At 59.7% G+C, this 25,094-nt stretch carries 26 protein-coding genes and 1 tRNA gene; 4 read left to right on the forward strand and 23 right to left on the reverse strand.

The window, feature by feature from the left end; all coding sequences use genetic code 11:
* Positions 1 to 251: 251 nt before the first annotated feature.
* From HMPREF3053_RS01845 to HMPREF3053_RS01855, 3 genes are all read left to right on the forward strand, one after another.
* Complete coding sequence (locus tag HMPREF3053_RS01845) at positions 252 to 1,136, forward strand: sulfurtransferase (protein ID WP_049189714.1); 885 nt, start codon at positions 252 to 254, stop codon at positions 1,134 to 1,136.
* 420 nt (positions 1,137 to 1,556) lie between these two features.
* Positions 1,557 to 3,344, forward strand: coding sequence for an acetyl/propionyl/methylcrotonyl-CoA carboxylase subunit alpha (locus HMPREF3053_RS01850; protein ID WP_042388874.1), 1,788 nt, complete (start codon positions 1,557 to 1,559; stop codon positions 3,342 to 3,344).
* Between the two features lie 117 nt (positions 3,345 to 3,461).
* Positions 3,462 to 3,863 (forward strand): hypothetical protein, encoded by a 402-nt coding sequence (locus HMPREF3053_RS01855; RefSeq protein WP_042388876.1) that lies wholly within the window; start codon positions 3,462 to 3,464, stop codon positions 3,861 to 3,863.
* A gap of 30 nt (positions 3,864 to 3,893) precedes the next feature.
* On the opposite strand, the gene cobF is transcribed toward HMPREF3053_RS01855, so the two are convergent.
* The gene (gene cobF / locus HMPREF3053_RS01860; RefSeq protein WP_070767162.1) at positions 3,894 to 4,742 is read right to left on the reverse strand and encodes a precorrin-6A synthase (deacetylating); all 849 of its coding nucleotides are present in this window, start codon (positions 4,740 to 4,742) and stop codon (positions 3,894 to 3,896) included.
* Positions 4,693 to 4,974: a cg0963 family protein gene (locus HMPREF3053_RS01865; protein WP_016423292.1), complete on the reverse strand. Its 282-nt coding sequence runs from the start codon at positions 4,972 to 4,974 to the stop codon at positions 4,693 to 4,695. The genes cobF and HMPREF3053_RS01865 overlap by 50 nt, the downstream gene beginning before the upstream one ends.
* 275 nt (positions 4,975 to 5,249) lie before the next feature.
* Between HMPREF3053_RS01865 and HMPREF3053_RS01870 the strand changes: the two genes are divergently transcribed.
* Positions 5,250 to 5,322, forward strand: a tRNA-Arg gene (locus HMPREF3053_RS01870).
* Positions 5,323 to 5,616: 294 nt separating this feature from the next.
* Here the strand turns inward: HMPREF3053_RS01870 and HMPREF3053_RS01875 are convergent.
* The 21 genes from HMPREF3053_RS01875 to HMPREF3053_RS01975 all read right to left on the reverse strand — a co-directional run bounded on the left by HMPREF3053_RS01875 (position 5,617) and on the right by HMPREF3053_RS01975 (position 25,037).
* Entirely contained in the window at positions 5,617 to 6,021 is a 405-nt protein-coding gene (locus tag HMPREF3053_RS01875) for a hypothetical protein (protein ID WP_070767163.1), read from the reverse strand.
* Positions 5,993 to 6,433 carry a hypothetical protein gene (locus HMPREF3053_RS01880; RefSeq protein WP_070767164.1) on the reverse strand — a complete coding sequence of 147 codons (441 nt, stop codon included), beginning with the start codon at positions 6,431 to 6,433 and terminating at the stop codon, positions 5,993 to 5,995. Before HMPREF3053_RS01880 ends, HMPREF3053_RS01875 begins: the two co-directional genes overlap by 29 nt.
* 11 nt (positions 6,434 to 6,444) lie before the next feature.
* The gene (locus HMPREF3053_RS01885) at positions 6,445 to 6,810 is read right to left on the reverse strand and encodes a phage holin (RefSeq protein ID WP_070767165.1); all 366 of its coding nucleotides are present in this window, start codon (positions 6,808 to 6,810) and stop codon (positions 6,445 to 6,447) included.
* Between the two features lie 99 nt (positions 6,811 to 6,909).
* Positions 6,910 to 7,689, reverse strand: a complete 780-nt coding sequence (locus HMPREF3053_RS01890) for a peptidoglycan recognition protein family protein (RefSeq protein WP_070767166.1) — start codon at positions 7,687 to 7,689, stop codon at positions 6,910 to 6,912.
* Positions 7,690 to 7,722: 33 nt separating this feature from the next.
* Positions 7,723 to 8,796 (reverse strand): hypothetical protein, encoded by a 1,074-nt coding sequence (locus tag HMPREF3053_RS01895; protein ID WP_141758928.1) that lies wholly within the window; start codon positions 8,794 to 8,796, stop codon positions 7,723 to 7,725.
* Between the two features lie 201 nt (positions 8,797 to 8,997).
* Entirely contained in the window at positions 8,998 to 9,894 is an 897-nt protein-coding gene (locus HMPREF3053_RS01900) for a hypothetical protein (RefSeq protein WP_070767168.1), read from the reverse strand.
* Positions 9,891 to 10,691, reverse strand: coding sequence for a hypothetical protein (locus tag HMPREF3053_RS01905; protein WP_141758929.1), 801 nt, complete (start codon positions 10,689 to 10,691; stop codon positions 9,891 to 9,893). Before HMPREF3053_RS01905 ends, HMPREF3053_RS01900 begins: the two co-directional genes overlap by 4 nt.
* Positions 10,688 to 11,065 carry a phage gene 29 protein family protein gene (locus HMPREF3053_RS01910; protein WP_070767170.1) on the reverse strand — a complete coding sequence of 126 codons (378 nt, stop codon included), beginning with the start codon at positions 11,063 to 11,065 and terminating at the stop codon, positions 10,688 to 10,690. Before HMPREF3053_RS01910 ends, HMPREF3053_RS01905 begins: the two co-directional genes overlap by 4 nt.
* A complete protein-coding gene (locus HMPREF3053_RS01915) occupies positions 11,066 to 12,739 on the reverse strand; it encodes a Gp37-like protein (protein WP_070767171.1) in 1,674 nt (557 codons plus the stop codon). It abuts the gene before it with no gap.
* The gene (locus HMPREF3053_RS01920; protein WP_070767172.1) at positions 12,730 to 13,845 is read right to left on the reverse strand and encodes a phage tail family protein; all 1,116 of its coding nucleotides are present in this window, start codon (positions 13,843 to 13,845) and stop codon (positions 12,730 to 12,732) included. The genes HMPREF3053_RS01915 and HMPREF3053_RS01920 overlap by 10 nt, the downstream gene beginning before the upstream one ends.
* The gene (locus HMPREF3053_RS01925; RefSeq protein ID WP_070767173.1) at positions 13,845 to 20,057 is read right to left on the reverse strand and encodes an aggregation-promoting factor C-terminal-like domain-containing protein; all 6,213 of its coding nucleotides are present in this window, start codon (positions 20,055 to 20,057) and stop codon (positions 13,845 to 13,847) included. The genes HMPREF3053_RS01920 and HMPREF3053_RS01925 overlap by 1 nt, the downstream gene beginning before the upstream one ends.
* Positions 20,058 to 20,066: 9 nt before the next feature.
* Positions 20,067 to 20,387 (reverse strand): hypothetical protein, encoded by a 321-nt coding sequence (locus tag HMPREF3053_RS01930; protein WP_070767174.1) that lies wholly within the window; start codon positions 20,385 to 20,387, stop codon positions 20,067 to 20,069.
* 98 nt (positions 20,388 to 20,485) lie between these two features.
* Entirely contained in the window at positions 20,486 to 20,821 is a 336-nt protein-coding gene (locus tag HMPREF3053_RS01935) for a hypothetical protein (protein ID WP_070437689.1), read from the reverse strand.
* Between the two features lie 138 nt (positions 20,822 to 20,959).
* The gene (locus tag HMPREF3053_RS01940; RefSeq protein WP_070767175.1) at positions 20,960 to 21,790 is read right to left on the reverse strand and encodes an Ig domain-containing protein; all 831 of its coding nucleotides are present in this window, start codon (positions 21,788 to 21,790) and stop codon (positions 20,960 to 20,962) included.
* Between the two features lie 57 nt (positions 21,791 to 21,847).
* Positions 21,848 to 22,246, reverse strand: a complete 399-nt coding sequence (locus tag HMPREF3053_RS01945) for a tail completion protein gp17 (RefSeq protein WP_070767176.1) — start codon at positions 22,244 to 22,246, stop codon at positions 21,848 to 21,850.
* Complete coding sequence (locus HMPREF3053_RS01950) at positions 22,233 to 22,469, reverse strand: hypothetical protein (RefSeq protein WP_070767177.1); 237 nt, start codon at positions 22,467 to 22,469, stop codon at positions 22,233 to 22,235. The genes HMPREF3053_RS01945 and HMPREF3053_RS01950 overlap by 14 nt, the downstream gene beginning before the upstream one ends.
* Positions 22,470 to 22,814 (reverse strand): hypothetical protein, encoded by a 345-nt coding sequence (locus tag HMPREF3053_RS01955; protein WP_070437692.1) that lies wholly within the window; start codon positions 22,812 to 22,814, stop codon positions 22,470 to 22,472.
* Positions 22,808 to 23,191 carry a Gp19/Gp15/Gp42 family protein gene (locus HMPREF3053_RS01960; protein ID WP_070767178.1) on the reverse strand — a complete coding sequence of 128 codons (384 nt, stop codon included), beginning with the start codon at positions 23,189 to 23,191 and terminating at the stop codon, positions 22,808 to 22,810. Before HMPREF3053_RS01960 ends, HMPREF3053_RS01955 begins: the two co-directional genes overlap by 7 nt.
* A 3-nt stretch (positions 23,192 to 23,194) precedes the next feature.
* Positions 23,195 to 24,106: a major capsid protein gene (locus tag HMPREF3053_RS01965; RefSeq protein WP_070767179.1), complete on the reverse strand. Its 912-nt coding sequence runs from the start codon at positions 24,104 to 24,106 to the stop codon at positions 23,195 to 23,197.
* A 12-nt stretch (positions 24,107 to 24,118) separates the two neighbouring features.
* Positions 24,119 to 24,481, reverse strand: a complete 363-nt coding sequence (locus HMPREF3053_RS01970) for a DUF2190 family protein (protein ID WP_083317204.1) — start codon at positions 24,479 to 24,481, stop codon at positions 24,119 to 24,121.
* Between the two features lie 43 nt (positions 24,482 to 24,524).
* A complete protein-coding gene (locus HMPREF3053_RS01975) occupies positions 24,525 to 25,037 on the reverse strand; it encodes a hypothetical protein (protein ID WP_070767180.1) in 513 nt (170 codons plus the stop codon).
* Between the last annotated feature and the right edge of the window lie 57 nt (positions 25,038 to 25,094).

Raw genomic sequence — 25,094 nt, forward strand, 5'->3', positions numbered from 1 at the left:
ACACAGTTTTTGCGCTAACTCTCAGCTAAATTTTAGGGCACTACCTGGACTCCAAGCGCGCTGAAAACACTGCTTTTACCCCCAACTGTGAGGCGTATCCCAGGGTGGCCGCGGACGCAATTGTTGCCGTCGGAAAGCGCTCACACTGGGGACTATTCCGCCGTTCGCCACGCGACCCGTAAACTAGATATGCAATTGACGATAAACGTCAGAAAGTCCCACCCACCCAACTTGCGCCAAGGGAGTATCCGATGGCTGTTCCGCACGACCCGCACCCCCAGTTCCAGCAGTACGCCCACCCTGAGCGCCTCGTCTCTAGCTCCTGGCTTGCTGCCCGACTGGGCTCTCCCGGTCTGCGCGTTGTTGAATCCGACGAGGACTCACTGCTCTACGACATTGGACATATTCCGGGCGCGGTTCGCATCGACTGGCATCACGACCTTAACGATCCCGTGCGCCGCGACTATATCGACGCCGAAGGCTTTGCCGAGCTCATGCGCGAGAAGGGCATCTCGCGCGATGACACCGTCGTAATCTACGGCGACAAGTCCAACTGGTGGGCCGCCTACACACTCTGGGTCTTCGAGCTTTTTGGGCATCCCGACGTGCGCCTGCTTAACGGTGGCCGCGATGCCTGGATGACTGAAGAACGAGACACGAGCTTCGAGGTCCCCAATTACCCACGCACTGACTACCCTGTCGTCGAGCGCGACGACAAGACACTGCGCGCCTACTTCAGCGATACACGTGAGCTCATTGGAAAGGCTCCGATTATCGACGTGCGCACTCCGGAGGAGTATGCCGGTGCACGAACCCACATGGTCGATTACCCACAGGAAGGCGTCCTGCGTGGTGGCCACATTCCAACCGCGGTAAACATTCCATGGAATCAGTCCGTTCACCCGAACTCGCGTTTCCGCGATCGCGAAGAGCTCGAGCAGATTTACGCGCACGTCCAATTTGAAGATGAGGCGATTGTCTACTGCCGCATCGGCGAGCGCTCCGCGCACACCTGGTTTGTACTGCACCACCTGCTCGGCCACGAGAATGTTCGCAACTACGACGGCTCGTGGGTTGAGTGGGGCAATATGATTGGCATGCCCATTGCCCACGGTTCGGAGCCGGGAAGCCTGTAGTCGATCGACGCAACCGGTGGGCGCTTCCCCCACCGTTTTTCCAGCGTCAGCGGCTGACGCTACACCGGAGATTTAGTTTCCCCCTGCCGCCCCCAATCAAGGGGGCGGCTCTTGCACTCTTGGGTGATAATTTTAACCACAAACCTAGGTTTTTGGGCGGAAAATAGCCACTTCAGCTGCCCCCATGACCACTTGAACGCTGCTCAAGACCACAATCCCTACCCCCTTATGTAGCGAGCAAAAAGAGGTTGCTTACCGCACCTGTGACACAATGGAGACATTGGGTCACACGCTGTTAGCTACCGCGTGGTGAACCGCATTGCGGTTCACCACTCAGTTAACTGCAGTGCTGCTTGTGATTCCTACAAATGACTGTCGCAACCTTGCCCCGAGGGCCAATTCTCGGGGTGCCCACGAAAAATGGAGGATTTCGTGTCCGAGCAGACCACTGAAAAAATCACGAAGGTTCTCGTCGCCAACCGTGGCGAGATTGCCGTTCGCGTTATTCGCGCTGCGAAGGACGCCGGCATTCCTTCCGTCGCCGTTTACGCTGAGCCGGATGCGGACGCTCCTTTCGTGACCATGGCGGATGAGGCTTTTGCTCTCGGTGGCACCACTTCCGCTGAGTCCTACCTAGTTTTCGACAAGATTCTGGACGCCGCAAAGAAGTCCGGCGCTAATGCCATCCACCCGGGATACGGCTTCCTGTCGGAGAACGGCGACTTCGCTGAGGCTGTTGAGAACGCTGGCCTGATCTGGATTGGCCCGTCACCAGAGTCCATCCGCGCCCTGGGCGACAAGGTCACCGCTCGTCACATCGCGCTGAAGGCTGACGCTCCAATGGCTCCAGGCACCAAGGAGCCAGTTAAGGATGCAGACGAGGTCGTCGCGTTCGCTAAGGAGCACGGTCTGCCAATCGCCATTAAGGCCGCTTTCGGTGGCGGTGGCCGCGGCATGAAGGTCGCACACAAGATGGAAGAGGTCGCCGACCTCTACGAGTCCGCTACCCGTGAGGCCGTTGCGGCCTTCGGTCGCGGTGAGTGCTTCGTAGAGCGCTACCTGGACAAGGCACGCCACGTCGAGTGCCAGGTTCTCGCTGATAAGCACGGCAACGTCGTTGTCGCCTCCACCCGTGACTGCTCGCTACAGCGTCGTTTCCAGAAGCTCGTCGAGGAAGCACCCGCTCCGTTCCTGACCCCAGAGCAGGATGAGCGCCTGCGCCAGTCCGCTAAGGACATCTGCCGCGAGGCTGGCTACTACGGTGCGGGCACCGTTGAGTACCTGGTTGGCGCTGACGGTCTGATTAACTTCCTCGAGGTCAACACTCGTCTACAGGTGGAGCACCCGGTCACCGAGGAAATTACCGGCCTCGATCTGGTCCGCGAGCAGTTCCGCATTGCTGAAGGCAAGGAACTGTCCATCAAGGAAGACCCGGAGATGCGCGGTCACGCTTTCGAGTTCCGCATCAACGGCGAGGACGCCGGCAGCAACTTCATGCCGGCTCCGGGCACCATCACCAAGTACGTCGAACCGTCCGGCCCGGGTGTCCGCATGGACACCGGCATCAAGGAGGGCGACGTCATCGGCGGCCAGTTCGACTCCATGCTGGCCAAGCTGATTGTTTGGGGCGAGACCCGCGAAGAGGCCCTACGCCGCTCCGCTCGTGCTCTGTCCGAGTACCAGGTTGAGGGCCTGGCAACGGTCATTCCGTTCCACCGCCACATTGTGGAGAACCCGGCGTTTGTCGGCGATGGCGAGAAGTTTGACGTCTACACCAAGTGGATTGAAGAGGAATGGGACAACCCGATTGCTCCGTACGACGGTGACTCCGACGCTGACACCGACACCGTTCCGGCTCAGAAGGTTGTCGTCGAGATCGACGGTCGCCGCGTCGAGGTAGCCCTGCCGGGCGACCTGGCTCTGGGCGGCGGCAACGCTGGTGCCAAGAAGAAGAGCAAGAAGAAGCGCGCTGGCGGTTCCAAGAAGGCCGCTTCCGGTGACGCTGTGGTTGCTCCGATGCAGGGCACCGTCATCAAGGTCAACGTCGAAGAGGGCCAGGAAGTCTCCGAGGGTGACACCGTGGTTGTCCTTGAGGCCATGAAGATGGAAAACCCAGTCAAGGCTCACAAGGACGGCGTTGTCACGGGTCTGGCTACCGAGGCTGGCTCAGGTGTCGGCAAGGGCGATGTCCTGATGGAACTGAAGTAGTTCTAAAGCTCTAAGCGGGGCTGGTTGCGATGGGATTCGCAGCCAGCCCCGCTTGATTCTTTTCAGCCCCTCCCCCGGCGCCCTTAAACACTGTTCAGGACGTCTAGAGTGGACGGTATGGAACCCATGGAAGTAAATGCCGGCCGCTTCTACTGCCGTCCGCTGCGCCACGATTCCCGCGTCGATGACGCCCCGGTCGCAACCCAATTACTCACAGAATTGGCCCCTGACTCCGTCGCCGAGTTCCTTCGGAACTCCACCACCGAGTGGGAAAACGACACCGCCTACCGCTTTGCGGTTGCTGAGCAGACGAACGTCGAGATGCTCGCACTAGCAACCGTCGAGGTCATCAATGCCGACCACGTCAGCATCACCGTCCGTCCCGCAGGCGATCCCGCACGCGTGTTGCCTAACGACGATCAGGTCCTCACCAAGGTAACCGTCGCCGACGGCGTCGAAGCCGCCGAAAAAGCCCTCCACCGATGGGCAGAGGGCTTCTTGGGCAAGAAAGTCAGCTAGCCGAACTGGCACCGCTGCGACTGCTCAGTCCTAGGCGCCGGAACGCAGCAGGTAGATATCCATAATCCAACCGTGCTCCGCACGGAGCTTCTTTTTCAGCTCCGCAATCTCTTCGCCGACGTCGCCAACGCGACCACGGCGGAGCGTCTCCAGCTCCGTTCCCAGGAATGCACCCCAGAGAATCCCTTCCTCCGGGTCCGCGTGCTCGAGCCAGGCTGCACCGCCATCGAGCATCACCACCGCATCCATGCCAGGCGCACGCTCCCCCAGGCGCCGACCAGTGGTAATCAATACCGGCTTACCAATCTGGTTCAGGCACTCTCCATGCGCTGCGGTCAGCGCGGAAATCGCCGTCACACTGGGGATAACTCGCGAGCGCACGTCCAGCCCAAGGTCGCGGACGCGCTGCAAAATCCGCAATGTTGAGTCATACAAGGAGGGGTCACCCCAGACCAAGAACGCACCGCGGCGCTTGCCCTCTCGTCCGAGGTGAGCGACGAAGGCGTCGGCAAGCAGCTCTGCACGGCGCTGATGCCAGTCACGGACGACTGCGCCGTAGTTATCGGGCGTGCGGTCACGTGGCGGGTCGGGAACGGTAACGAGTTCGACATGCGGCGCATGCTTATCGACGATCGCCTGTCGCGCAGCCAACAAGTCCGCTTTGGCATCACCCTTGTCGAGAGCAAAAACTACGTCGACATCAGCAAGAGCGCCGATAGCCTCGAGCGTAATGTGGCTCGGACTACCGGCGCCGATTCCGATGACGTCTACATCGACATATCCGCTGTATACAGGGCTCTCGGCCTGAGTGCGGGCGGCGTCGTTTCGACTAGTGATTGGTCGGATCTCCCTCGTAACCGAACTGTTCAGCCATCTCATCTGGAGACAGGCCAGCCATCGAACCCTGGAGGTTAGCCGAAGCGGCCTGCTTCAAGTAAATCTCGCAAGCGTTGGCCATGTACTTGGAGTCGTACACGTTCATCTCCAGAATCGGAGTCAAAGAGCCATCATCTTCCATGCGCGAAACCAAAAGGTGCGGCTTGTCCGAGTCCGTGGTCATGGAGCACTTAATCTTGACACCGTTGACATCCGTGAAAGTTGGCTTAATCATATTGTCATCCTCCTCCAAAACAGCGACCGGAAAATAAGTAGCGCTGTTGCGACCGCAAGCGCAAGAAAGTCGCTCGTTATAAACCATGTTAGCCAGATTCCGGGCGGCACCGCCGAGCACAAAAGCACATGGGGGTAATAGCGAGCTTCCTGCATGTTTGCGTGTCAGGTCGAGGACCCAATTGCCACTAGAGCTCGCAGATGCGTTAAAGTGATGAAGTAATTTTCCGGCCGCCGAGAATGTGTTTTCACGGCTGTTTTACCCGGAAGATGATTGCCCTAGTAGCTCAGTGGATAGAGCACGGCTCTCCTAAAGCCGGTGTCGGAGGTTCGATTCCTCTCTGGGGCACATCATAAAGACCCGCTCTCACCTCTCGTTTTACGAGGTGGTAGCGGGTTTTTACTTGTTTATCGGCGTTTATCTTTACGCCTGATTACGCCCTATTCTGCGACTTTTTGAGCCAAAAGTGAGCCAAAAATGAGCCACAAACTGCACGCTGAATTCTGCGGTTTTGCAATCTCGGGCAGCTCAAACCTGTTTACGATTCCCTCTTGGCTGACTCGAGGCATTAAAAAACGCCCCGCCAGCCAAGCTGTTCGGAAATCCCGAACAACTCAAACTAGCGGGGCAAAGATTCTTGACTCAGTCCTCGGTCGGTGGATTCCGGGCTGTCGGCAGTGCCTGCGAATCCCCCACGATCCCGGTTAGTCTCGCCAAGTCCGGCTGCGGTGCGGCACCTTCCGCACCACCACGTGCCCAGTCAATGAACTCTCGTAGCCAGTCAATCGCGTCCGTGAGACCACGGCGAAGAAGATGCGTCCGGTCTTCCTCCACACGCAACATCGCCTCCGTGTCCCGCAGGCGACTCTCGACACTATCGAGTCGGTCCTCGAGCTTCTTAATCCGATTGTCCTGGCTCTGCAGAAGCGTCCCGTTGAACGTCACCGACGACTCTTCTTTACGGCCCTTCCAGCCAATCCACGCCACGATAATGCCAACCACGGCGCCCGGAATCGAATTAATGAGACTTCCCCAGTTGATTTCCATACGCAACCTCCCCACGGGAGCGGTTTCGCCCCATCACTGTGGCAGACGCGGCCGCAGTAATAGCCAACAGCAGATAGTTCTTCGCGCTCACCCACATTCGTGACCCGTCGTGGATCGCGTCAATCGCATACGAGCTCGCCCACATTGTCAGCAACGCGCCGCAGATTGCAATGCCTGCGGTTCTGCTGACTCTGCCAAGGGCTGCCCACTTCCCTCTCGGAGAGGTGGCCGCACCAATAGCCAGAAGCAGCGATGCGGCCGCCCATGCCAACGCCGGACTGCCGGCCGGCAGCGCTGCCTCAACTGGTGTGAGCGCGGTCACCGAATGCCCGTAGTAGCCGTAACTGGTGGCTGCAGCGTAGATTGCCCAGACTGTGGCGATCAGGCGCGGGTTGAACAGTTTTTCCGTCACCGCGCCAGCTCCTACTCGCCCAGCCGGTGCTCACCGACATACTCGCCAGGGTTAGTGGTCGCTGCGGCGGTTCCCAGGCCGAGAACCGGGGCGATAACCGCCAGCAGCGCGTCCATCTGCACTTCGCTGCCCCAACCGAGGTACACGCCAAGGACACCGAGCGCTGCGGCGAGGCCGTAGACGGCCTGACGCCACGGCGTGTCAGAGTGCAGCAGGGCGAAGATGAGGGTGACGGTTGCGATGATGACGCCGGTGATTGCTGGTGCTGCGGTGTCGTCCAGGACACCCCAGGACACGAGCGCTGCGACGAGCGCGGACGCGACCGCGTACCAGGTGGCACGAGCAGATGCAGGGACAAGATTACGAATAGTTTCCATGGTTTCCTCCTAGTTGTTTCAAACAACTCCGAATAATTGGACAGCGTTTCTGCTGGCAGAAGTTGTTTTGGATAAAAGAAAAGCACCCCGGTGGGGTGCTTACTTGTTCTGTTCTTTCAGCAGCGCCAGAATCTCATCCAGTTTCGGTTCGATGCGTTCCGTCGCCGCCTTCACCTGGTCAATTTGTCGGCGCGCCTCATATGTCGCGCGGTCGGTGTACATGATGTAGTCAGCTAGCGGCGCGATGTGCTTCGAGCCGGGAACATGCGATTTGCACGGCGTGTCCAGCGTAATTGGTGCCTTCGGCGCCGGTTTTGGCGGAGTAGGCGCGCCAGGAGTCGACTTGCCAGCGTTGATTTCCTTCGCGCGCCCCAGTACCACGTCGTAGGGGAAGTGGTAGCCGGGGTCCCAGTGGTCGGTGTTGCCCCATACCTGTGCTTCGAGATGGCCGGCGACACCGTGGCGGCCTGCGCCCAGTTCGGCGCGGCTGAGCTTCACCAACGGGATGTCGTAGGTACGTGCCCAGTATGCGATGACGCGGGCGACGCCCTCGAGCATTTTCGGTTGTGCGAGCCATTGCTCCCGCGTCATGGCGGCACGCGCCACGCAGCTGACATGCAACGCAATGTCATTGCCCTTGTTGCCGGTTGACCATGTTTGCCAATCATCTGTATTGGCGAGCGTGATTTTCCCGGTCGCGTCCACCAAACGGTGATACGAACCTGTGCGCGTGCGCACCTGGTAGTCCAGGATTGCCTGCGAGGACGTGCCCGGCGCGTTCTCCGTGGTGTGAACGATGATTCGTTTCTTCGGCAATGGTGTTGACCTGCCGAATGTAATCAAATGGTGCTTATCAATATCCACGGCGTTATCAGCCATGATGTCTCCTTACGATTATTGTTGTGGTGGTTTTTAGTTCCAGTCGTAGACCACGACGAGGCCGCCGGTACCGCCAGGAGCTCCTCTTTCACCGGGGTTTCCTGGGGAGCCATCGCTGCCAAAGGAGTGCCTGGAGGGCCCTCTCCTACCGCCGAGTCCACCTGCGCCGCCGGCCCCGCCAGCACCGCTCTTTCCAAGCTTGCCGACCTCCACCGGCATTCCGTCTCTGCTTGCCGTTCCTGAAGAGCTTGACGTCCCTTCGAAAGATGACGCCGAACCAGCTGAACCAATCTTCCCTGGCTGGCCATACTTTCCTTGCTTGCCCCGTGCATTAATCAGGTTGTTCATGGGATCCGCTGCCCTAAGTCCTCCGGCGCCGCCTTCGCCTCCGTCGCCACCAGCTCCTCCACCGCCGACCACTAGGTTTCCGACCTCGGGAAGATCACCAATTTCGATAACTAGCCCTTCTCCGCCAGGGTCGCCACTAGTGCCTCGGGCACCGGAGTTCGCTACCAAAGGGGGACCGTCTTGAGCCCGCCAGTACCATCCGCCCTGCCCACCTTGTCCGCCTTGGCCACCCTGCCCGCCTTGGCCACCGCCGACGAGGTATCCGACGGTAGTTCCGCCTGGGTCCATAAATCTACGACGCCACACGCCAGAAATAGTGGTCGTGTCGATAATCTGATTCTGCTGAAGTAGCCTGCGCATTGTGATTCCGCCATGCAGACCAGCAAGGGGAAAGCACGCTCCCTGGTTAATGATGACTTGGACTTGGTCACTTCCGAAAATGTCCTCAGCTGGACGTAAGCCGCCGCCGTTGCCGCGACCATCAAGCTTGTTGCCATCAGCGTCGTATAAATCAATCCAATAGCTGTACCAGTGAGTCGTTGAGTTAATACCTACCCATACCCAGTCGCGGTCCTCGCATTGGTACGAGAAATCGATGATGTACCTGCCATGAGTACCTACCGACCGGACACGCACGGTTCGACCACTGCGAGCAATACTCAAAGCTTCGCGGCCATTGTCACGCCACTCGATACGGCCACCGTCCGCTATGCACACCATGTACTGCACACTCTTCGAATCCGCAGGCCTGTGATTCACGCTCTTCGTCCCAGCGGCAGGCGGGTCGGCCAGCTCAGAGTCAAGCAAATTGCTACGAAACCATGACCGCACGGCCTGATTCCCTAGCAGCCAGTCGCCAACCTCCGGGGCAGTCGGCCACACTTTCCGGCCACCAAGCCACAAAGCCCTAACCGGCCTGCCACCAAATGAAACCGTTTTCGCGTCACTTAACTGCGGCATCTACGCCCCCTCGATGTACAGCGTCGACGTATCCGAGCCAGTACCCAACTCAATGCGGCGCACAGACTCCGATGCAACCAGCTCGGCTATCTGACCCTGCAGCGCTTGAATCTGCTGACGCTGATTCTCCACCAGCTGCTGCAACGACGTCACCGCCGACCGTTCGGCCTTCGCATCCACCTGCTCCGTGACCCACTCCCGGGTTGCGTACCCAGAAAAATCAGGAGTATCCGCACCCTCCAGGACAGATACCCGCTTCGACAGTGCGTCCACGCTACTTGACTGCGCCAGAGGCTCCACAGCCTTAGACACGCGCTCATCCACACCAGCAGCCGACACAGACTCATCAGCCTTAGCCAGCGAAGATTGAACATCGTCAGATAGCTGGTTGCGTGCCCACCCAGTTTCCGGAGCGCCGACCACCGTGTTTTGGGCTGCAGCCTCAGCACGCGCTGCAGCGTCTTTCGCAGCAGCAACCTGAGCGGACATCGACTCCTGCAGCCTGGTTTCGATAGCGTCAGCAGTATCAGCGACCGTAGCCTCAATGCGCTGCTCCGCCTCAGCAATCTTTGTCAGCGCGGATTCAACACGGCCAGTCACGTCCGGTGAGTAGTCCACCTTCGCGTCCAGCTGGTCTTTCAGGTTCACCCGCCCAGACAACGGCAGGTCAATCTCCCACACCTCATACACACCAGAAACCGCAAGCTCTACCCGAATACGCCCGGGGTCAAGATCCGGAGTCTCAAAAGTCCCCTCTTCGAGGCGTTGCCTGTGCAGCTCCCGGGTGACAATCTCCGTGCCCTCATACGATGGCCGTGACTCCACAGACGAAACCGTGACAGTGCCGCTCGACCGCTCGCGGGCTTCATTGATGAAAGTCCCATAAAGGATGGTCATGATTCACCTTCTTCTTGGTCAAAGACTCCCGGGTCGCCCGGATCTACGCTGGACATCACGCGAGTACTGGACTGTTTCTGGGCAAGGAGGAACGTGTAACCATGCCCTCCAAGCAGGTACCGCCAGCGTCCTGCGTCCTGGAACACCCTGATAGTCACGCCGTCCTGGGCTTCATACGGGCTAATCACCAGCGGCAGAATGTCCATCACTGTCGCCTGGTCTTTCGCCGCCCACCCGGTAGCCCACGACTCAGCGAGCAGTGAACCGTCAGCGCGGTAGGCTTCCAGCCACACCCGCTGCCAGTCCCCTCCCAGAGCATTCGTGCCTGACACTCCGCACTTGGCTGTAATCAGCCACGAACCCGGAGTCTTTAACACCAGCCCGCCGTCCGTGTCGATTTCCACACCGATGAGAGGCCCGACCTGCTCAGTGAAGGGAATCTGCATGCGGGTCCCTGCGGTTTGGTCGCCGCGGTACGTCAAATTCTTTGAACTAAACACATGTCCACGGCCACGCTCGTCCCACAGGCTCTGTGTTTTACTCTGCTGGTCGGTGATAGCGGTCGTGAGATCCGGCAAGTCGCCTTCAGAACCGGTAAACGCCTTCACGAGAGGGCTGATGATGGAGCTCTTTAGCCCCTGCAGGAACCCGTTGCGGGCTTCCTCTGCTGCTGCCGTGATGCCGGTCAGCTGACCCCAGTTGATAGAGTCGCCGTTGATGTTCTGCAGCTTCCCCAGGTCACCCGGGCGCATCGCACCGGCTGGTACTTTATAGTCTTTTGGTTCTGGCGTCGTCATTGTCCCTCCTCGTGCAGTTTCTTACGGAGCGCTGTTTTCTGCTCAGGTGTCAGCGCCGCCATAATCACGTCGACGTCTCCCGCGGACTTCGACACCACATCCTCCGGTGGCACACCAGGCTCATCAGCCGGCAACCACAGACCGGCCTGCCCCTGCCACCACCCAGCCCCATCAAACGGAGGCTTATAAAACTCCATCTGCAGCTCCGGATGATGGCGGAACCCGCGACGCCAAAAAATCTGCGAAAGCTCAGCGGCCGTTTCCTCCGGCACCCCAAAATCCCCCTTACCGGTAGTGAGCTTCACCCACGCCCACAGCATGAACTGTGTCGGGTCATCCGCGTCATAAGTTGTTTCCAGCGTTGGCAAACTCATTTACAACCACCCATGTTTCTTAAAACTCGACGTCACAGTATTAATCTGGTCAACCGCCCACTCGACCGGGTCACGCAACTGTGGCACACCCAACGTTGCCGTCCACTCCTTCGGAGTATCCGCATCCCACTCAAGGCGAAGCTTGCGGCACTGCAGCACCTGCACGTAGCCGTCATCTGCTCCCGGCTCCTCACAGCCAATACGGTCACCAATCGTCCAATGACCAAAGCCCGGCGCGCCGATAAGGTAGGGCGCGCCGTCGCCGATGTTGACTTCGAAAGCCCATTGTTCGTTGGTGTCGCGGAACTCTTTCCTCATCGCCAACAACGCCGACAACGTGTAGGCCTGCCCGGAGTGATGGACGACGTTTTCTGGAAAGTGCGCCCAACCGAGCTTCTTCGATCGGAGCGGAGATTTGATACTCATCCACGCCAAGAGCCGGTCTTCAAACCAAGGGCGGATGATTGATTCAACAACGGAACCGAGGGCTGGCTGGAGAATGAACGAGCCCATGATGTTGAAAATCAGCTTGATGTTCGCACTAATGAGCTCATTGACCCCCGGGGCAGATTTACCACCGACCGTGACCTGCGCGACGGAAGCGGGCTTGTAGCTGGCTGACACGCTGTTGACAGTGCTGGCCTTGCCGTTAGTGCGGTAGACAACCCAGGGTTGCTCAGGGGCGACACCCAGAAACCCGGAGACGCTATATTGCGGTGCTCGGCGTGGCTTATCCAAGATAATGTGGGTTTCGTCGACAAGGTTATCGGCGATTTCCAGGCCAGTGCGGACAAGGCCGGAGCCTATCTTTCCGAATGTGGAGGTTTGCCCGTACCAGCCGGATTTGTCGACGACGTCAACTACGATCTGGCCGTTGCGCTTCAACCCAGCGCCCGGCCACGGCTGCGGGTCACCGATAAGCCACCGGCGACACGTAACCATCAGCCCGCAGTCTTCCAAAATTGGTTTAGCCACGTCGTGGAAATTCTCGAACTCCGAGTGAATGTACCGCAGCGGACTGGTGTCCGTAGTGAGCAGCGAAGGCTTGACCACCATCTGCCAGCGCTTGTAGTCCAGTGTCGCCACCCATGACTCCGGGTCGAGAGGGTCATCCGGGAGCTGCCAGAGTGCCCCGTTGAGCCGAAGAAGATTAGCGAAGAGCGTAACCTTTAGCCCCCAGATTGCGTTTGCAAAAAGCGACCACGCATTAGGAATCTGCAACGCCGGCGGCGAAAGCGGATTCGCCCAGCACGGCAGGTGCTTAAACATCTCATAGTCGTGAACGAAATCGACGGTGACGGTGCGGGCGAGGTCCTCGTCCTGCGTGAGGGTGCAGTTGCTCATCAACCCGCCCCACCGCTCCCCCGCGGCGTCAATGGTCAAAACCACGTTTTGTTTTTCGCGTTTGCGTCGTTCCCAGCAGAACTTCGCCAGATGATGGTCAAACGGGAGAACGAGCTGCGCCGGGGCGGTCTCATTCACCTCGATCTCGAAAAAGCCGGCGTACTCGGCGGCCACCACACCGCGGAGCACCATGCCGACCGTTTTGTTTTCCCAAATCCGGATAAGAGGCGGCTCATCACGGCGGCGACGCCGTTCTTCCCGCGCGGCGATAGCCTGCTCATAGATATCGTCGAGTTGCTCATCCGATGCGCCTTGTACGGTCACAGCCATGGTGATTGCCACCTCCTTGGGATTCTGATTTCCGCAGTCGCACCGGCGATGTTGGCGAAGGAACCGTACGTCTGGCGGATGCCGTAGGCAATCATGTCGCCGGTGAAATCTGCAATGAGATCGTCAGAGAGAATCGGCACCCAGTCAGGGACGTTTCCCTTCATCCATTCGGAAATCTTCTTCCCGATTTCCTCCGGCGTGATTGCCAGGAACGCATCCAGACCGATTGCCTTTACGAGCTCGCGGAGCTTTTGGGCAATCCACATGCGCCACTGGTACGGCAGCGGAATATCGAGCAGCGGGAACGGGTCAACATAGACCGGCAGTCTGGTATCCGGGGTGCCTGGCGGGATTGGGTGCTTGAAAAACTGGCCATTCAAATCAGCCCACGCCTGGGTGTTGTCGTTGGCCACGACCATCTCCGCACCTGGGTTAGTGTCGACCAGCATGGTGCGGCCGACGGGTTGCCAGGGCAGGAAAATCATGCGGTCAGTGTCAAAAGCCTCACCGATAGGCTGGTCTGGAAGACCAAACTTCGCCGGCGATGTCAGCACCCACTGTGGCCACGACTCCACGTCACCATGGTTATTGACGGTGATGCCGTCGCCCGCCCAGTTCGAGCCGTTGAATACGAACTTGTGCCGAAATGGCACCGGCTCGTAATAAAACGGGTCGTGGGCGATAACGACCAGTTGGTACGACGCAGCTGCGAGCGAAAACGGGTCACGATTATCCAAATACTTCGGGCCCTCTTCCAGGCGGACTGTCAGGAGTCGCTTGCCGGACATGGGGGTTGTGACAGCCAGCGTCGTGTCCTTATCCGGGGCGAACGCGCGCATGAACCGTGACTTGTCATGCGCCCAATCCTCGCCGAAAAAGTCCACATTCAACACAACATGGCGCTCCATGGTTTTCGAGCCCACATAGCTGCTGCCTGGCTGCCCAACACGAGCTTTATGAACCGTCTTAATCGGCGGCTCGTAAAACTCGCCCATGTCGCCCTCCATCAGGCGAACATTCCTGCCCCATGACTCAGGGCCATGGATAGGCCACATACTGCCGTCACAGCCCATAACGGTCAGGCCGAATTCCTGAATGTCATCCATTAATGCACTCCAATCTTTCCGGCCGATGCTTTGGCCTGCTCCACGCGGTACTTCGCGAAAATGCCGTCGGTGTCATTGGCAATGAAGTTATTGACCACGGCGGCACCATCAGGACTGACTGCAGACATCGCTCGCCCCAGATGCTCTTGGGCGATAGCTAATGGCGCATCCAGGCCGGTTTGCTGCGCCATGTATCCGACCGGGTTTTCCACGATCTGCTTCATGTCCTGGAACGGCAGAAGCACGCTTCCGAAAATGTCCTTCGAGTACTCTTCGAACGCGTTCGTCACGCCCCATGCGACTTCGCCGGAGTACCACGCGGCCAGGTCGGTCATTGCCCCGCCAGCTGCTCCGACGACATCGCCGGGGGTCATAGGCATGACTTGCCCCAGCATTGCTCCCAGCGGAGCTGCGGCCATACCAGCTACCGCGCCACCTGCTGGGCCAAGCGCCCCGGTTACTGGTGCGGTGGCAGAACCCACCAGCGCGCCGATGGTCGGCGTGCCCGCCATGCCGAGCGCTGACATGCCTGCGGAGAACGCGGAGTCTGTCAGTCCCGAGGCCGCAGAAGTCGCCATGTTCCCGGCGAAACTGACCGCCGAGGACGTCACCAGCTTCGCAGCGTCAGCCCAACTGTTCTGGGCCATGACCATCGGCAGCGCCTCGTTGACCATGTTCTCTAACGAGCCAGTCGCCTTCTCTGGTTGCGTCTTCTCCGGCTCCTGGCCAGTTACCGTCGCCGCGTCCTGTGGCTGCTCCGCTGGCTGCGGCGGCTCACCCTGCGGCTGGGTATCCTGCATCGCAGGAATCTGGTTGTACACCAGGTCCTCAAACGCCTTCGTCTGCTCCGGCGAAAGCACACGCTCGGGCTTGATGGTGTTCTTGAGCATGTGGCCAACACCGGTGGCGCGGCCACCAGAGTCATACCAATTGTTGGCACGCCAAAACTCGGCAGCAGCAACAGGTGTGCCGTACCGGTCCTGGATATACCGAGCACCCGCTTCACCCTGCTTTTCCGGGTCAGGTGACCTATCCGGCAGGTACTGCTGCAGTGTGCCCGACGCCGGGTTCAGCTGGAAAAGACCAAACGCACCCGACGACGGATTCACCGCAGTCGGGTCCCAATTCGACTCATGCTCGACAATGAAATCAATCGAGTCGAACTGCTCACCGGTATCCCAACCAAACGCCTTCAGGGACTTCTTGACTGCGGCCTTAACCGCATCCACACCCGAAAGTTTCTCTTCCGGCTGTTCCGCCTCCTCCCCTTGCACATCCGGAGATTCGACCGCAGAATCGACCGCGTCCTCGAGACTGCCCTCATCGATTACCGAACCGTCAGCGCCCGGCGCGGCCTGCTGGCCCTCCGGCAATGCTTCGGCTGTTTTCCCGGCTTCGACAACAGCGTCGTCGTTTTTACGGTAGTTGAGGAGCTTTTCAGCACCACCGTTGACTGCCTGGAACCAGACACTGCCAAGCTTGAAAATCGGAGGTATCTGGTCCGGGAACCCAGCGATCTGCAAGGCGTCACCGATATGGCCGGAAACGAATGCCGCCACGACACTGCCCGCGTAGCCGGACAGTGAGTCACCACCGGGCGGAGTGGCCTGCAGTGAATCTGCGGATGCAGATGCAGCCGGCGACAGTGGCGCGACGTCAGGGTCGGACTCAAACGATGATGCTGTAGCTGAGGGCGTCAGCTCATCGCCTGTGTTCGTTTCGTCTGGCACTTCCGCTGCGCTAGATGCGGCTGTTGTGCCGCTTCCAGCTGGAATCCAGGCATGGTGCGTGTACTGCGGATGATTGAACCCTGCTGCTGCGGGGCCAACCTTGCCGCCACCCGGGCCACCACCCATCTCAACATTGGTGCCGTCCGGCAGAGTACCGGAGGTGTGGCCGAACTGTCCGCCACCATTGTCGTACCAGCCCATACGGAAACTACCCGCAGGCCCGATACCAATATTCGCACCGTGCTGCTGCAGCCACGCCAGCTGCGTACTGGTGGAGAACTTACGCGGCCACGGGTCCATGCCAAGGCCGAAGGCCGCCAGAATGCCCTGCGTGTAGGAGCAGTCACCCCACGCGCCACGACGATTCGGGAAGTTCTCGTACGGCGCGCCGTCGAGTGGGCGCTCCGCCTGCACGCCACGAACCATCTTGCCGTCAACCAACGCACGATACTCCTGCGCGGTTGGTGGCGTTTCGGCGTTGATGATGTCGTCGAAAACTCCGCCGTCGGCGTAGCCCGGCAACTTCGGGAACGTCCCGTTGTTGATTTGCTGCAGTTCCTTGTCGTATTTCGCGGAACTGCGGCGGTTGATGATCCACTCACCGGCGTCAAGGCGTGCTGCTGGCATACCATACGAGTCGTAGGCCAGGAACCCGTCGACTTCGTTGGTGCCTGGCCCGGCGGTGGGTAGTCGGTAACCGTCATGTGGCCGGTCCTTGGTGGACAGTGCATCGCGGTAGGTGCCACCGTGCGCGAAGCGTGGGTAGCGCCCACCTCGAGCGAAACGCCCACCATGACTGTTACCGGACTTGTGGTCGCGGCGGAACACGTCAATGAAGATGGTCTTACTAACCAGCTTCCCAAGGAGGTCCTTGACACCACCAAGTTTCTCGATTGCCGCGCGCGTCTCTGCGCTGACCTTCGGCTCGGTTTTCTTGTCGTGAACTTCCTGCAGCCTGCGCTTCGCGTCCTCAACCTTCACGTCCAGCTGGTCCTTAGTCAGGTCAGCCAGCGGCGTTGGGCGTTGCGAGTCCAGGTCGAAAATCTGGGCGATTGCGATCTGCTGCTCCGCAGTCAAATCCGCAATGTTGAGGTTTGCTGCCGGAGTCGGGCGCTGACCATCGAGCAGGCCAACCTTGTTCAACGCATCAATGTGCTGCGCATTCAGGCCGTCGATGTTCATGCTTGCCCATGGCATCGGACGCTGCAGATCCAGCGTGTAAAGCTGCGCCTTAGCGAAATCATCGGTTGCAAACAGCGCACTGGCGTCGAGGTCTGCCTTCGGCCGAGCAGTCTTACCATTCAGGTTGTCAATGGTCGTATTAACCGTGCCGGTCTTGGCATCCAGCAGAATCGTGTCGAGGTCAACCTTGGGGTTAGCCGACATGGTCGACAGCCACTCCAAGTCACCACGGGCGATTTCACCGTCGCGCCGGAACTCATCCATGATGAGATGCGCCGTCGGATTCGTAGTCGACACATCCAGCTGGTCGAGAATCGACCGAGCCTCAGCCGAGGACACCTTGACCTGGTCGGTGTTGAGAAATGCGTCCATCTGGGCGGTTTTACCGTCCATGTCCGGCATTCCGTGGTTGACCCACCAGTCGTAGCGAGCAACTGCCTGCTCATCTTTGGCGGTGATGGTGACCTCGCCGGTCTGCTCGTTGATGCCAGAGACTTTCAAGCCAAATGAGTCAAGCTTTTTGCGGGCGCCCTCGTCCTTGACGATCATCTTTGTCTCGAGAGACTTGCCGTCCAGCTCCTGGAACTTCGCAGCTACCGACGCGAGCTCCATCTTCGCCCCGTCAGCCTTGAGATCCACAATCGTTTGAATCTGCTCCGGCGTCATCCCGTAGGCCTTGAGCAGCTTCTGGAACTCGTCTTTAGTCAACCCCAGCGATTGCTGCAGGCTATCCAGCACACCGGAGGACTGCGCCCACACATCCTTGATGTCATTGCCAGCCGCGACGCTGTCGGCCATGGTGTCACCAAGAGTTTGCAGCTCATTGTGGGCTGCAGCGCCCGCTGTTGTCGTCGTGTCCAGCAGGCCATTGGCCTTCATGGTGGCGCCAGCAAACGTTTCCATCTTGCCGGACACCTGGTCCACGACCTTCGTCAGTTCCGCCGATGCGTCAGCGGCCGACAGTTCCACGCCAGCAAGTTCCATGAACGCACGACGCAGCTTGTTAGCCCGCTCGCCCGCGTCACCGGTCTTACCGGCAAGTTCCTCAATCGTCGCAGCAGCATTCGCAGCAGCCGGCCCCACACGATCGAGTGAACCCTGCGCGCGGTTGTACTCATCACGCAGTTTCTGCATCTGCGCGGCAGCTTCAGCGCCACCCTCACCAGACTCAATCAGCTTCCGTTTGAAAGCCTCAAACTGGGCAGACGAACCCGTCAGCTGCTGGGCAAGCTCCTCATTGGTCAGGCCAAGCCGCTTAATAGCTTCCGCAGCGCGGCCAGCCGAATCCGAAGAATCACGCCACTGCTCATCAGCGAACTTTGTCTCCTGGGAAATAGTTCCCATGGCCTTACCGATGTTGTGCCCCGCCTCGTTGACGGCAATGCCGACGCGGGACATCCAGCCCGGGCCGTTGCTGGCCAGCTGCTCCAGATGCGACTGCACATCCTGAACGCTGCTGCCCATTGCAGCGACAACGTCGCCGCCGGAAGCCATGGCGCTGAACATATCGCGGAACGCACTGGATGCAAGCGTGGCGGAGCGGGCAGCCTCGTCTTGGAAGCGGTTGTACTTCTGGGTCTCTGCGATAAGCGTCGTTACGACTGCAGTGCCGGCAGCCAACGCTGCTCCCCATGGTCCGCCAAACAGGTTGATGATGCCCTTCGCTCCGGCCTTCATGGTCTGCAGACCAGCGCCAGCGATGCCACCGGCTACAGAACCGAACCGCTGCAGGCTAGCCGCGGCCGTGTGGCCTACAGACTGCGCCATGTAGTCAATAGTGGTGAAAGCGTCCTTAGACCACATAGCATTAATCCGCGCTTCAACAGCAGCGGTCTTATGCGCCTTAGCCATCTTCAGTAGCGACACCGAGCCACGCTCATAGCCGCGCGTCATACTCTGAATCGCTACATTCGACGATGTGCCCAGGTACTGTAGCTGCGCCTCAAACTTGGTGATTTCCTGCCCACTAGCACGGTAGTAGGCCTGGATGTCTTTAACGCCCTGCTGCATCGACGAGCGGGACTCAGACATAGCGGTCTTCTGCTTCGTCACCGCATCGGTGACCTTGCCGACCACACTCGGTAGTGTCTTGAACCCTGCCCAGGCTGCCACAGCGGCAGTCACGGCCGCTGGGTGCGACTCCATGAACGACGAAATCGCCTCTAGCGGCGGGGTCAACGCCTTAGCCGCGACAGCAGTGGTCTGCAGCGCAGTCAAGAACAAGTTCCAGGTACCCACGCCGAGCGCACCAGCAGCTTGTGCCGCAGACGTACCAATACTCACCAACGACGGAGCAAGCCCCTTACCGGCTTCCCACAGCTGACGGAACACCTCAGTCGTGCGAGCAACAGTCGCAGAATGCATGAACGCCTGAAACGCATCCACCGCCGAACTGGCGAGATTCTGCAGCCCGGGCACCACATTCGACGTCAGATAGTTATCGAACGTTTCCATGACCGGCTTAGCGCGCGCGTTCATCGCATCAAGCGCGTCGGTGGCACCCTTGAAACCGCCGGCGGCCTGGTTGAAAAATGGTCCTGCGATAGTGGCACCGAGCCTGCCGGCCGCAGCGCCCATGTTGCGGAACGCGCCCTCGACGGTATTACCCGCTTCAAGCGCAGCGCCGCCCATGCCACGCTCCATAGCGCTCTGGAACGTCGCAAAATCAATCTGCCCCTTAGAGACCATGTCGCTGATCTCTGCAGAGGTCTTACCAAGTTCTTCCCCGAGGAGTTGCAGGACAGGAACGCCGCGGGAAAGCAGCTGCATCATGTCGTCGCCCTGCAGCTTGCCGCGGGCTGCGACAGAGTTGAAAATCTGGCCCATCTCACCCATCGACGCGCCCGCGATGGTGGCGGTGTCGCCAACGACCTTCAGGGTGCGCTCGAGTTCCTGGCCAGGCTTAATACCAGCTGCGACAGCGCCTGCAGCAGCGGTGGCGGCTTCCTCAAGCCCAAAGCTGGTTCCCTTCACCGATGCCAGCGCGTTGTCCATGATGGATCCCACAGACGACGCAGAATGGCCGAGACCGCGGAGCTTGGCTTCCGCCTGCTCGATACCATTCAACCTGCCGACGCCCTTGGTCAGCCCGGCGCCGATGGCAGCACCGGCTGCCACACCGACACCGACAGCGGACTTCTTCAGGGCGCTGCCCATGCCGGAAGACAGCTTCTGGCCCATCGACGCGCCCGACTTCGACGCGGACTTTTCTGCCCCACCCATCGCCTTGGTGATACCCGGGGCGATTTTGCTGGTCTCCGGGATGATGGAGATATAGGCAGCTGCGATTTCGACGGCCATGGCGTCCTCCTAGGGCTTGTTTTGCCGCTGGAGTTTCCTCCGGCGTGCGAGTTCGGCGCGGGTATTTTGCAGTTCGGCAGCATTCTTTGGGCCATTCCTGGCGCGTCGTTGCCGCTCGACAGCTTCTTTCAGCTGGTCGATAACTGGGCGTGGCTTCGGCGCAGTTTTCCTACGCGCTCGTTGCCAGTTCGCCCATGCCAGCGTGTCGATGGTGTTCATCAGCAGCTGGTTTTGCGGCGCCTTGTACTCCGCGAGCGGGTCATCAAGACGCCTTACCGCGCTGCCTTCCGGCGCCCATGCGAGGAACGCTTTCAGCTCAGCCCACGACAATGCTGGGCTTCCGAGCTGGTGAATCGAGCGCCCTTTCTCAATGAGGTCGTAGGTCAGCGCGGTTTTAAACCCTGGTCGGTGTAGAAGCCCGGCCAGGACTAGGATTCCCCCAGCGGGACATCAGTGAGTCGATTCCACTCATTCCACAGCTGGACTTTCTCACCGAAAACGAGGTTGTCAACGAACCACTTGGCGTCGTCGATACCCAGCTCGGTGATGAAGAAGTCGAACGCTTCGCTGACTGGTCGGCGGCCGTCTTCCAGGAGCTTGTCGTCTGGGTTGTCCTTAAACCACTTGGCGAATGTCGCGTAGGTCTCATCGTCGATGAACTCCATGCGTGGCACAGAGAAGGTTTTCGACTTGCCGTCCTTGGTCGGGATTTCGCACGTGAACTGAGTACGGGCGTCCCATGCTGGTACGAATTCGAAAGCCATGAGGGGTCTCCTTAATAAGAGTTAGAAAAAATTTGGAGGGGTTACATGAGGGGTTTAGTGGGGTCACCCCAGGCCGTCGTCAGCTGAACCCCTCATGAAAAGCTGACGACACACAGTGGCCTGGGGTGAGAGCGACGGTTAGGACTCCGTCGGGTTGATCTTGAGGGTGAGGGTGCGCTGCGCGGTGGCGCCGGCACCATCGGCGACACGGACAGTGAAGGACTCCTCACCAGAGCCGGTCGGGGTTCCCGAGAGCTTGCCGTTCTCAGCGAGAGTCAGGCCTGCCGGCAGGGAGCCGACTGCGGTGAACTTGTAGTTACCGTCACCGCCGGATGCCTGCAGGGTGGCGGTGTACGACTTGCCCTGGGTTGCCGGGGAAATCACAGCGGTGGTGATACCGAACTGTGCGACCTCACCGTCGGCGGTGCTGATCGAGTAGTACTCGTACATCACGTTGCCGTCGGCATCTGGGAAGCACTTGGTGGTGACCTCGTACATCACGATGTCCTGGTGAGTGTTCTGAATGTCGCCCAGGTTGACGACCTGGCCAATCGGGATGACCTGGCGCTTGGTGCCCTGGTCGGTCAGGTGCTCAGCAACAAAGACGGAGCGCGGCAGCTTCTTCTTGTTGTGCAGAACCTTGAAGCCCTCGCTTGTCTCCTGGACGTTGTCGTCGCCGAAGACGGTCTTGAGTACGTCGATGTTGGCGGACTCGTAGAGCGTGGCGGTGAGCTCCTGGCCGTAGTCGGTCTGCAGGGTGTAGGCGATATCGCCGCCGTAAGACTTCTTGTCCTCGGTATCACGAGTAATGGCCTGAGTCAGGCCGTCCTCGCCGACGATGCCGAGATCAGCGAATGCCGGGTCAAGCTCGGACATGGTGTCTTCCGGCAGAGCAGTGTTCAGCGGTGCGCGGAACAGCACACCGTTCTTGCCGGGGTTGGTTGACGTGATGTTGTTGACGTTTGCCATTTTTTGCCTCCTTGGGGCATGAGAAAAGCCCCACGCGGCGCGCAGGGCTTAAGTTGGTTACTGGTTAGTCAGCAGCGATATGAGGAGCTGGCCGGAATACTGAAACCTCACCAGGTTTTCCCGGTCGGGGTCGAGGAACCGCTGTGGCGCAGCGTATTCCCGCCACCCGCGCAGCCTGTGGCCGGAAAGGCGCATACCCTTCCATGACTCACTGCGGAGCGCCTGGCGAATCAGCCCGGCGACCTGCTCGGCTTCGTATTCCGTTTCTGCATAGACCTGGACCGACATCGTTGCCGCATCGGTGATGCGATTCGGTGTCGCCCCTCCAACCCGCGTGACCACGACATGCGGGAACTTCGGCTGCCGCGGGTACCGAGTGCTCACTCGCATACCGCCGCAGATTCGGTGTAGCAGGTCGATAAACGCTTTTTGGGCTTGTGGGTCAGCTTCCCGCATTGATGTTCCTCAATAGCGTGTTGTTCTTCGCGTTATCGCGAGCAGCCTTGTAGTTAGTCGTGATGACCGATGCGCGGTGACGAGACTTGCCCTCATAGGGGCTGGATTCGTACCCGTCGCCGCAGGCGTCAGCGATACGCGCGGCACGTGAGTCCACATCTGCCGCCACTGCGGGCAGGCGACGAATCTCCTCAAATGCCTTAATGTTGTACTTGATTTTCATCTAGCCCTCCATTCGCTTACAGCGGCACTCGACCAGACCCGGCGAAAACCACGGGTTGGATTCCCAATTCCCCGGCGGGGCGGCCAGCTCGTAGACCATTCCATCGACCTCGATACGGTCACGGTCGGTAATGCCAGCTTCCACAGGGGCGTAGACCACCGCATCAAACTCCGCGGCCTCAGGGTGCGACGCGGTGACTGCCGGTGTGCCGCCTTTTTGCACCGCAAACACCATGACCTTGTCCTTGGTGTAGCGATGAAGAGGGTTGCCATACGGGTCTGTTGCCCCGTCTTCGTGGCGGTGCACCGTCACAGGAATCGTGCAGGGAAATACGTCCGCTACCATCCGGTTGCCTCCATACTCACTGCCCGGTCAGCGCTGAAATCCTGCAACGCGGATTCCAGCATCTGCCGTTCCTGGCCGGAAAGGAACAAGTCTCCGTCCGGATTTCGCCACGAGGTGGACTGCGAGAATGACCCCGCAGTGGCTTGCTGCTGTGTGATACCGCCTCGGTCGGTGGCGGCCAGCGCTCGCTTCGCCATAGACACCGACACCAGCGCGAGAACCTTCCGAAGATTCTCGTCCGGGGTAGCCGGGATTTGCGGGTAGCTTGCCCGCAGCCATGCTTCCGCGTCGTCTAGGACAGCCTCGATGGCGTCGTCTGTGACCGAGGCGGGGGCGGTTTGCCACCGCAGGCGAACGTCCCTAGAGGTGGCAAACATACGCTACCCCGCAGACAGGCCGTTGAGCTTCACCATGGCCAGCGGGTCGGTGACACCGAACGCGACGGTCGCCCAGGTCTGGGACCAGGTCGTCTGAGTCGAGGCGTCACGCCACGTCTCGGTCGAGATCGGGGACTCGACGCCCATTACGCCAACCATGCCAGCCTGCAGCACCAGACCCTCGCCCTTCTTCATGGCGTTGGTGGAGTGCAGAGTCAGGCCGAAGGTGCCCAGCATCTCCTGGTAGTTGGCGACACCAAGCAGCAGCTTCAGGTTCTTAGCGTCAACCGGGTTGAGCACCAGAGTGTCAGCACTGTAGCCGAGGTCAGTCTGCTCGATAGCAAGCTGCGCGTCCAGCAGGTTACTGATGACTTCGCCCTCGCCGGTCTTCGCGGTCTTCGCGGTTGCTGCGACCTCGGCGGCCTTATCCCAGCCACCAGATGCGACGCTCAGGGTGCCGTCAATCTTGTCGATTGCCTCTGTCAGAGCCGAAATGCCGCGCTCGTCCAGATCCTTCACCATGGTGTTGGAGACCTGGGAAATCTTGCGCTGCAGCAGCATCGCATCATTGCGGATACGTGCCTCATCGGTGACACCGAACTTGCCACCGGTCTTCTGGACACGAGCGACAACCGGCTCACCATCAGGGGTGTGCAGCACCGGGAACTCAGAGCCCGGAGCGACAACGCCTGGCTTGTCGGTTGCGGTCGGCGTGTTCTTGACCAGCTGGTCAAACAGCAATGCGCCGCCGGTGGTGGTGACGTTGCCGAAGATGACCTTCGACAGGAGGTCTCGCTCAACCAGCTGCGCCGCATAGTTGTCGATGCGGGTCGGCTCGTTGAGCATCATGTCGATGGTGATAGCCCCGTTTTCAACGTTGGGGCCGGAAAGCGGGAACATTGGGTCACGTGCCATTGTGTTTCCTCCTTAGTTCAGGGCGACCGTTACGGTGCCGTTAGCGGCCTTGGTTACAGCGATGCCGGCGACGGGGCCGTCGGTTGCCTTCTTCGCCTTGCCGCCAGCGGCTGTGGAGATCTTGTCTCCTGCGGCGATAGCGCCGGAGGCGACCAGCTCGTAGATACCGAGGCGGTAGATGGTGAAGTGCTCACCGTCCTTGGCGTCGTGTGCTGCGACACCGAACGCATCAGCGTCGGCGGTAGCTGCCTTGACGACAGGGTTACGCCCTTCCATGGCGGCGGCGATGATGACGAAGGTGCCCTGGGCAATGTCGCCCTGGGCCTTACCGGTGATGTTGGTTGCTGGGGTGAAATGCATCGGCGTGGAAGCCATTGCGTCCTCCAATCAGGTTGAAATGAAAAATGGCCAGTCGGGTTTAGACTGGCCATCCTGCAGGAAATGCGTTTGGTGGAGTTTCCGGCTCCGAACGGACTGCGGCACCGAGTTGCTCCACCGGGGTATTTGACGGTGGTCGGGTCTGCTCCTTCTGCATCGCTGCGAGCCGCTTAGCGCGATCCTCGATTTCCTCCGGACTACCTGAGCCCAGAAGATCGTGGTTTTCCTCAGCGATGCCGTAGCGGGCTGCTAGGCGCAGGCGAGTGTTCTCGACCTCCAGGGCCTTGACTGCTTCCTCCTGGCTGGCTAGGCGCTCGGTTGCCTTTTGCAGTTCCGTCTTTTCCGCTTCCTGCTGTGTGCGCCAACTCTCCGCATCCGCGCGCAGTTCGTTGCGCTCGGTGCGGTAGCGTGCTGCTTCGCGTCGTGCTTCCTCGAGTTCCTTTCGGAAGTGCTCGGGCACGGGCTGCGCATCAGTATTGCCCGGTTCCTCCTGGGTTCCGGTGTGCGCCACCTGCTCGGCGCTGGTTACGGTGGCGGTGTTTTCCTCCGACATGAGTTACCTCCTGGGTAAATCTGTGGGTTAAGTGACAAAAAGTGTGTCTGATTTTCA

The sequence above is a fragment of the Corynebacterium sp. HMSC064E07 genome (assembly GCF_001815745.1).
In the GTDB taxonomy this organism is placed as follows: domain Bacteria; phylum Actinomycetota; class Actinomycetes; order Mycobacteriales; family Mycobacteriaceae; genus Corynebacterium; species Corynebacterium jeikeium_D.

What these genes read in the sequence shown, in the direction of transcription:
- HMPREF3053_RS01845 (WP_049189714.1), top strand. Translation starts at nt 252, where the DNA reads ATGGCTGTTCCGCACGACCCGCACCCCCAGTTCCAGCAGTACGCCCAC.
- HMPREF3053_RS01850 (WP_042388874.1), top strand. Translation starts at nt 1,557, where the DNA reads ATGGAGGATTTCGTGTCCGAGCAGACCACTGAAAAAATCACGAAGGTT.
- HMPREF3053_RS01855 (WP_042388876.1), top strand. Translation starts at nt 3,462, where the DNA reads ATGGAACCCATGGAAGTAAATGCCGGCCGCTTCTACTGCCGTCCGCTG.
- cobF (WP_070767162.1), bottom strand. Translation starts at nt 4,742, where the DNA reads ATGAGATGGCTGAACAGTTCGGTTACGAGGGAGATCCGACCAATCACT.
- HMPREF3053_RS01865 (WP_016423292.1), bottom strand. Translation starts at nt 4,974, where the DNA reads ATGATTAAGCCAACTTTCACGGATGTCAACGGTGTCAAGATTAAGTGC.
- HMPREF3053_RS01875 (WP_070767163.1), bottom strand. Translation starts at nt 6,021, where the DNA reads ATGGAAATCAACTGGGGAAGTCTCATTAATTCGATTCCGGGCGCCGTG.
- HMPREF3053_RS01885 (WP_070767165.1), bottom strand. Translation starts at nt 6,810, where the DNA reads ATGGAAACTATTCGTAATCTTGTCCCTGCATCTGCTCGTGCCACCTGG.
- HMPREF3053_RS01890 (WP_070767166.1), bottom strand. Translation starts at nt 7,689, where the DNA reads ATGGCTGATAACGCCGTGGATATTGATAAGCACCATTTGATTACATTC.
- HMPREF3053_RS01900 (WP_070767168.1), bottom strand. Translation starts at nt 9,894, where the DNA reads ATGACCATCCTTTATGGGACTTTCATCAATGAAGCCCGCGAGCGGTCG.
- HMPREF3053_RS01905 (WP_141758929.1), bottom strand. Translation starts at nt 10,691, where the DNA reads ATGACGACGCCAGAACCAAAAGACTATAAAGTACCAGCCGGTGCGATG.
- HMPREF3053_RS01910 (WP_070767170.1), bottom strand. Translation starts at nt 11,065, where the DNA reads ATGAGTTTGCCAACGCTGGAAACAACTTATGACGCGGATGACCCGACA.
- HMPREF3053_RS01915 (WP_070767171.1), bottom strand. Translation starts at nt 12,739, where the DNA reads ATGGCTGTGACCGTACAAGGCGCATCGGATGAGCAACTCGACGATATC.
- HMPREF3053_RS01920 (WP_070767172.1), bottom strand. Translation starts at nt 13,845, where the DNA reads ATGGATGACATTCAGGAATTCGGCCTGACCGTTATGGGCTGTGACGGC.
- HMPREF3053_RS01925 (WP_070767173.1), bottom strand. Translation starts at nt 20,057, where the DNA reads ATGGCCGTCGAAATCGCAGCTGCCTATATCTCCATCATCCCGGAGACC.
- HMPREF3053_RS01935 (WP_070437689.1), bottom strand. Translation starts at nt 20,821, where the DNA reads ATGGCTTTCGAATTCGTACCAGCATGGGACGCCCGTACTCAGTTCACG.
- HMPREF3053_RS01940 (WP_070767175.1), bottom strand. Translation starts at nt 21,790, where the DNA reads ATGGCAAACGTCAACAACATCACGTCAACCAACCCCGGCAAGAACGGT.
- HMPREF3053_RS01945 (WP_070767176.1), bottom strand. Translation starts at nt 22,246, where the DNA reads ATGCGGGAAGCTGACCCACAAGCCCAAAAAGCGTTTATCGACCTGCTA.
- HMPREF3053_RS01950 (WP_070767177.1), bottom strand. Translation starts at nt 22,469, where the DNA reads ATGAAAATCAAGTACAACATTAAGGCATTTGAGGAGATTCGTCGCCTG.
- HMPREF3053_RS01955 (WP_070437692.1), bottom strand. Translation starts at nt 22,814, where the DNA reads ATGGTAGCGGACGTATTTCCCTGCACGATTCCTGTGACGGTGCACCGC.
- HMPREF3053_RS01960 (WP_070767178.1), bottom strand. Translation starts at nt 23,191, where the DNA reads ATGTTTGCCACCTCTAGGGACGTTCGCCTGCGGTGGCAAACCGCCCCC.
- HMPREF3053_RS01965 (WP_070767179.1), bottom strand. Translation starts at nt 24,106, where the DNA reads ATGGCACGTGACCCAATGTTCCCGCTTTCCGGCCCCAACGTTGAAAAC.
- HMPREF3053_RS01970 (WP_083317204.1), bottom strand. Translation starts at nt 24,481, where the DNA reads ATGGCTTCCACGCCGATGCATTTCACCCCAGCAACCAACATCACCGGT.
- HMPREF3053_RS01975 (WP_070767180.1), bottom strand. Translation starts at nt 25,037, where the DNA reads ATGTCGGAGGAAAACACCGCCACCGTAACCAGCGCCGAGCAGGTGGCG.